Annotated in this window: 5 protein-coding genes; all 5 read right to left on the bottom strand. The window is 66.8% G+C overall.

The features are described from left to right. Window positions 1-351: 351 nt before the first annotated feature. Window positions 352-2,730, bottom strand: a complete 2,379-nt coding sequence (locus AB839_RS20745) for a methyl-accepting chemotaxis protein (RefSeq protein WP_061480765.1) — start codon at window positions 2,728-2,730, stop codon at window positions 352-354. 101 nt (window positions 2,731-2,831) lie between these two features. After that, window positions 2,832-3,137, bottom strand: a complete 306-nt coding sequence (locus tag AB839_RS20740; RefSeq protein WP_223224824.1) for a hypothetical protein — start codon at window positions 3,135-3,137, stop codon at window positions 2,832-2,834. 213 nt (window positions 3,138-3,350) lie between these two features. Further along, the gene (locus AB839_RS20735) at window positions 3,351-3,842 is read right to left on the bottom strand and encodes a chemotaxis protein CheW (RefSeq protein WP_061480763.1); all 492 of its coding nucleotides are present in this window, start codon (window positions 3,840-3,842) and stop codon (window positions 3,351-3,353) included. Window positions 3,843-4,047: 205 nt separating this feature from the next. Beyond that, the gene (locus tag AB839_RS20730) at window positions 4,048-4,821 is read right to left on the bottom strand and encodes a flagellar brake protein (protein ID WP_061480762.1); all 774 of its coding nucleotides are present in this window, start codon (window positions 4,819-4,821) and stop codon (window positions 4,048-4,050) included. A gap of 160 nt (window positions 4,822-4,981) precedes the next feature. After that, a partial coding sequence (locus tag AB839_RS20725) for a methyl-accepting chemotaxis protein (RefSeq protein WP_241776809.1) occupies window positions 4,982-5,712 on the bottom strand: 731 nt, incomplete at its 5' end.

Here is a 5,712-nt window from a genome sequence, read left to right as displayed (position 1 = left end):
CAGATCCGTTTTCCTGCGGAAAACGGATCTGACCCCGGAAGTAATGCGGCTCTTGCTCTTGCTCTTGCTCTTCCTTCTTCAACCCGGGGTGGACGCGCACGGAAAGTGTCCGTGGCCGGGAGGGTGGGTTGCGCAGGGGTGTCCGCGGCATGGATGCCGCGGCCAAGCCCCCAAGGACGGGTTAACGGCGTCCCCTGCGCAACCCACCCTCCCGGCCCAAACGAAGGAAATCCGCAGCGCTTCGCGACCCACCCCGAGGGGCTTCGCCGATGGCTGGATACCCGATACCCCGTAAACGAAAACGCCCCAGCACAGGGCCAGGGCGTTCTCGCAGATCAGGTCAGGCAGGCATCAGAATTCCTGCCAGTCCCCATCGGCCAGTTCGGTGGCCATCGGGCGACCACCCGCCGTGCGTCGGGCGGGCGGGGCAGCCGGAGCCGGTGCTGCCGGTGCAGCCGGACGCGGGGCCGGGGCAGCGGTGCGCGGCGGGGCAACCACGGTATCGGCTTCGTCCACCACGAAGATCGACACGGCCTCGCTGAGGTGACCGGCCTGTTCTTCCATCGCACGCGCGGCAGCAGTGGCTTCCTCCACCAGTGCGGCGTTCTGCTGGGTGGTCTCGTCCATCTGCACCACGGTCTGGTTGACCTGCTCGATGCCGGCGGACTGTTCCTGCGAGGCCGCGGAGATTTCGGCCATGATGTCGGTCACGCGCTGCACCGAGGCGACAATCTCGCCCATGGTGGCGCCAGCCTTGTGCACCAGCGCCGAACCGTCGTTGACCTTGCCGACCGAGTCGTCGATCAGGCCCTTGATTTCCTTGGCGGCGGCGGCCGAGCGCTGGGCGAGGGTGCGCACTTCGCTGGCAACCACGGCAAAGCCGCGGCCCTGTTCACCGGCACGCGCGGCTTCCACGGCGGCGTTCAGGGCCAGGATGTTGGTCTGGAACGCAATGCCGTCGATGACGCTGATGATCTCGGCGATCTTCTTCGACGAGGCTTCGATGGCGGACATGGTGGTGACCACCTGGCCGACGACCTCGCCACCCTGCGAGGCGACGCCATGCGCGCCGATGGCGAGCTGGTTGGCCTGGCGGGCGTGCTCGGCGTTCTGGCGCACGGTGGAGGTCAGTTCCTCCATCGAGGCCGCGGTTTCCTCCAGGTTGGCGGCCTGCTGCTCGGTACGGCGCGACAGGTCGCTGTTGCCCGAGGCGATCTCGCCGGCGGCCGAACTGATCGCGCGGCTGGATTGCTTGATGCGGGTGACGATCTCGCTCAGCTGCGCGGCGGTGGCGTTGGCATCGTCACGCATGCGCGCGAACACGCCCTGGTAGTCGCCGTGCATGCGCACGGTCAGGTCACCCTGCGACAGTGCCGCAAGCAGGCCGGAGATCTGTTCGATGCTGCCGGCGTTGGCGTCCAGCAGGCCGTTGATCTGCTGTGCCAGCTGCAGGAAGAAGCCTTCCTTGTCGGTGGCGTCAATGCGGCCGGACAGGTCGCCGGCGGCGGCCTGGGCGATCACGCGGGCCACTTCCGCTTCAACCTGCGCTTCCTGGGTACGGTCGCGCCATTCCACCACGTAGCCGACGGTGTCGCCGCCTTCATTGCGGATGGTCGACACCACCTGGGCGAACTGGGCATCGCCGTACTGCATCGGGCGACGCGCGACACCGTGCGCCTTCAGGTTGCCCAGCAGGGTCTGGTCCATCTCGCCACGGTGCTCGAGCACGGTGACCGGCTTGCCGATCAGTGAGGCCTGGGCGTCGAAGTCCGGCAGGTCGCGGCGCACTTCGTCCTGGTACTGGCTCAGGGTCTGCTGCAGGGCGCGGTTGCTGTAGACGATGGTGTTGCTGGTGTCGGTCAGGTACACGCCGGTCGAGCTGTAGTCCAGCGCGGTGCGGATGCGCAGGTTCTCGCGGGCGACGGCCTGGTCGGTTTCGATGCGCTCGCGCAGGTCGCGCTGCATGCGCTGCATGGCCTGCATCAGTTCGCCCACTTCGTCCTGGCGGCTGACGTCGATATGGCCATCGAGCTTGCCACCGGCGACGTCGTTGGCGACCGAGACGGCGCCACGCACGCTGCCGACCAGTGCGCGTGCGAACAGCCACACCAGCACCAGGCCGAGCGCGGCGCCGCCCAGCAGGGCGATCACGGTCAGCACGGCCGAGGCGGAATAGGTGGAAGCGGCCTCTTCGCGCGAGGCGCGGGCGAGGCGGTTGTCTTCGGCGATCAGCGCTTCCAGCGCCGATGCAGCCTTGCGGTGCTTGGTACGGGTTTCGCCGACGAAGGTATCGATGGCGTCGTCCGGCAGGTCCAGTTCCAGCATTTCGGTGACGCTGTCATAGGAAGCCAGGGCATCCTTCCATTCCTTGGCGAAGGTGTCGAACAGCTTCTTCTGTTGTGCGTTATCGATCAGCTTCGGATAGTCCTTGATCGACTTGTCCATGCTGGTGCGCAGGTCGACGGCCCGCTTGCGCGCATCGGCCTTGACGTCGTCGCTGGCGCGGATCAACTGCTGGTAGGCGGCATTGCGGTACTCGCCCAGCATGCCGCGCATCTCGCCGGCGAGGCGGATGCTTTCCATGCGTGAACCGGCCAGCTCGGTGGTGACGTTGTTCAGCGAATGCAGGCCGCGATAGGCGACGATGCCCTGCAGCAGCATCACCAGCAGGAGGACGCCGAAGGTCAGCAGCAGCTTCGGCATCAGTTTCAGGTTGTTGATCCACGGCATGGGCGTTGCGAGCTCCTAAGGCAGACGCGCCCGGGCATCGGGCCCGGTTGCAGCAGAAACCACGCCGGCACCAGGTCCGGCGTAGTTCGACGGACAGCGGATTACTTGATGTTGGCCAGCTTCAGCCCAGCCGGCGAGCTGACTTCGATTTCCGCGCGCGAGGCGTCGCGCTGGATCTTGCCGATCACGCAGACGGTCTTGCCTTCCAGGGTTTCCAGCGGGAAGGAGAACTTGCCGCGGTTCTCGCCGGCGATGCGGGCCGAGAAGGTGTGGCGCGGGAAGGCACCGCCCATGTACAGGAAGGTCGGCTGGCCTTCGGAACCTTCTGCGTAGCGGGCCTTTTCAACCTTGCCACAGACCATGCCGTCCTTGCCGACCGAACGCGGCGCCATTTCCGGCGGGATCATGTCGGCCGACTGGGCGAAAGCGGAGGTGGCGGTGGTGGCCAGGACAGCGGCCGAGACGAACGCAAACAGGGACTTCATCGAGGGTATCTCCGGGGATGGTAACGGTCGGGCCGGTCCTGCGCGCTCCTGCGCGGCCGGCTTCTGTCCCCCTATCGGCACCGCCGAAGGGAACTGAAGGGTGTTGTGACTGGAACGTGAAGCAGTTCCGGTTGCTCAGGCGGCGACGTCTTCGGCGAGGCTGGCGTGGCCCATGTCGGCGCTGTCGAGCAGGGTCTCGATGTCCAGCAGGATCAGCATGCGATCGTCATGGGTACCGATGCCGGAGATGAAGCGGGTATCGACGGCGGCGCCGAATTCCGGGGTCGGTCGGATCTGCTCGGCCGACAGCGGGATCACGTCGGAGACGCTGTCGACGACGATGCCGACCACGCGGTCGTCGACGTTCAGCACGATCATCACGGTGAAGGCGTCGTAGCGGGCGTTGTCCAGGCGCAGTTTCAGGCGCAGGTCGATCACCGGGACGATGGTGCCGCGCAGGTTGATCACGCCCTTGATGTAGTCCGGGGCATCCGGCACGCGGGTAACCGCATCATAGCCACGGATTTCCTGCACCTTGAGGATGTCCACGCCGTAGTGCTCGTCACCAAGCGTGAAGCTGAGGAATTCGCCACCGGTGCTGGCGGCGGAGCTGGTCTTGTCGTTCATCGAGGGGTCCTGGTTCTGCCGGAAGTCCCGGTGTCAGGCTCGATATCGGCCCCGCTGGGGGGGACTTTAGGTGCCCGGGGAAAGGCATCCACGCATGGCGTGGATCCACCGGAGATCGGTAGTGCCGGCCGCTGGCCGGCAATGGCCGTACCCGCATTGTCGCGACGTTGCCGGCCAGCGGCCGGCACTACCTGTTGGCCGGGCCTTAGAGCTCGCCGTTGCGGCGTGCCTTGCGTTGGCGGTCGATGCGGAAGATGTAGCGCTGGATGGCGCTGTCGGCGCCGCGCGGCAGGCTGTCGAAGCGCATGCCCACGCGCTTGACCTCGATGCCGTTGGGCTGGCGCTGGGGCAACAGGTTGCAGACCACCAGCGCGATGTCCAGGTCGGGGCCGTCCGGCAGCGACAGCTGCGCCGGATAGCGCTTCTGCAGACCAAATACCGCGCAGTCATTGGGCACAACCACGGCCAGGCCGCCACCGCTGATGTCCACCACCCGCATCGACAGCGCTTCGGCCCGCGCTTCGCCGGGGGGCAGCAGCAGCTGCGGTGAATCAGTGACCGGCGTCTCCAGCCGGTATAGTTCGCGGCGCTGCAGGTGCACCAGTTCGTCAGGCAGCGGCGCACGGAAGGCCACGTGGCCGTCGTTGTCCACGCGCTGCAGTTCGTGCAGGCGGAAGCGCACCAGCACCCGTTCGAGCTGGGCGAAGCACAGCAGGTGATCGGCCTGCTCGGCGGCGCGGTTGGAAGCTTCCTGCGGGCTGCCATCGAGCAGCAGGTAGTCCTCGTCTTCGTCGAGGTCGAGCAGCGCAGTGGGGAACGAACGGTCGCGGCCGTCGATGTGCGCGTTGATCAATGATCGCTGGTCGATCAGCGAGCGCAGCAGCTGCCGCAGCTGACGCGGGTTGCGGACCAGGAAGCGCTCGTCAGCGGCGTCGGCCGCGTGGACATCATGCACTGCAGTGTCGTTGCCGTCGGACATGGAATCTACGGTCAGGGGCGGGCGCCAGCACGCATTGGCGCGAGGCTCGATGGGGATATCGGCCTCTGCACCGGATTATGAAGTGGGATTTGCATCACTTTCTACGCGTAAGGGGTCAGATCCCTTTCCTGCGGGAAAGGGATCTGACCCCGTGGTTCTGTCAGAACTCCTGCCAGTCGCCGTCGGCGGCCAGTACCGGCTGCGCCGTCGAGCTGCGCAGGGGGCGCGCGGAAGCCGGCTTTGCCGAACGCGCGGCGGCTGCGACCTGGCGGGGTACCGGTGCCGCCAGCGGGCGTGCCGGAATGGCCGTCGTGCCGTGCGATGCCAGCCGGAAGCGGGCCACGGCTTCACCCAGCTGCACGGCCTGGTCCTCCATCGCACGTGCGGCAGCGGTGGCTTCCTCCACCAGCGCGGCGTTCTGCTGGGTGGTCTCGTCCATCTGCACCACGGTCTGGTTGACCTGCTCGATGCCCGCGCTCTGTTCCTGCGAGGCAGCGGAGATCTCGGCCATGATGTCGGTCACACGCTGCACCGAGGCGACGATCTCGCCCATGGTGCTGCCGGCCTGGTGGACCAGGCTGGAGCCCTCGGCGACCTTGCCGACCGAGTCGTCGATCAGGCCCTTGATTTCCTTGGCGGCAGCGGCCGAGCGCTGGGCGAGGGTGCGCACTTCGCTGGCGACCACGGCGAAGCCGCGGCCCTGTTCACCGGCACGCGCGGCTTCCACGGCGGCATTCAGTGCCAGGATATTGGTCTGGAACGCGATGCCGTCGATGACGCTGATGATCTCGGCGATCTTCTTCGACGAGGCTTCGATGGCGGACATGGTGGTGACCACCTGGCCGACGACCTCGCCACCCTGCGAGGCGACGCCATGCGCGCCGATGGCGA

This window comes from Stenotrophomonas sp. DDT-1, assembly GCF_001580555.1.
GTDB lineage: Bacteria > Pseudomonadota > Gammaproteobacteria > Xanthomonadales > Xanthomonadaceae > Stenotrophomonas > Stenotrophomonas sepilia.
This window is presented reverse-complemented; position numbering and strand designations above follow the sequence as displayed.

Coding starts and splice junctions, on each gene's coding strand:
- AB839_RS20745 (WP_061480765.1), bottom strand. CDS start 2,730: ATGCCGTGGATCAACAACCTGAAACTGATGCCGAAGCTGCTGCTGACC.
- AB839_RS20740 (WP_223224824.1), bottom strand. CDS start 3,137: ATGATCCCGCCGGAAATGGCGCCGCGTTCGGTCGGCAAGGACGGCATG.
- AB839_RS20735 (WP_061480763.1), bottom strand. CDS start 3,842: ATGAACGACAAGACCAGCTCCGCCGCCAGCACCGGTGGCGAATTCCTC.
- AB839_RS20730 (WP_061480762.1), bottom strand. CDS start 4,821: ATGTCCGACGGCAACGACACTGCAGTGCATGATGTCCACGCGGCCGAC.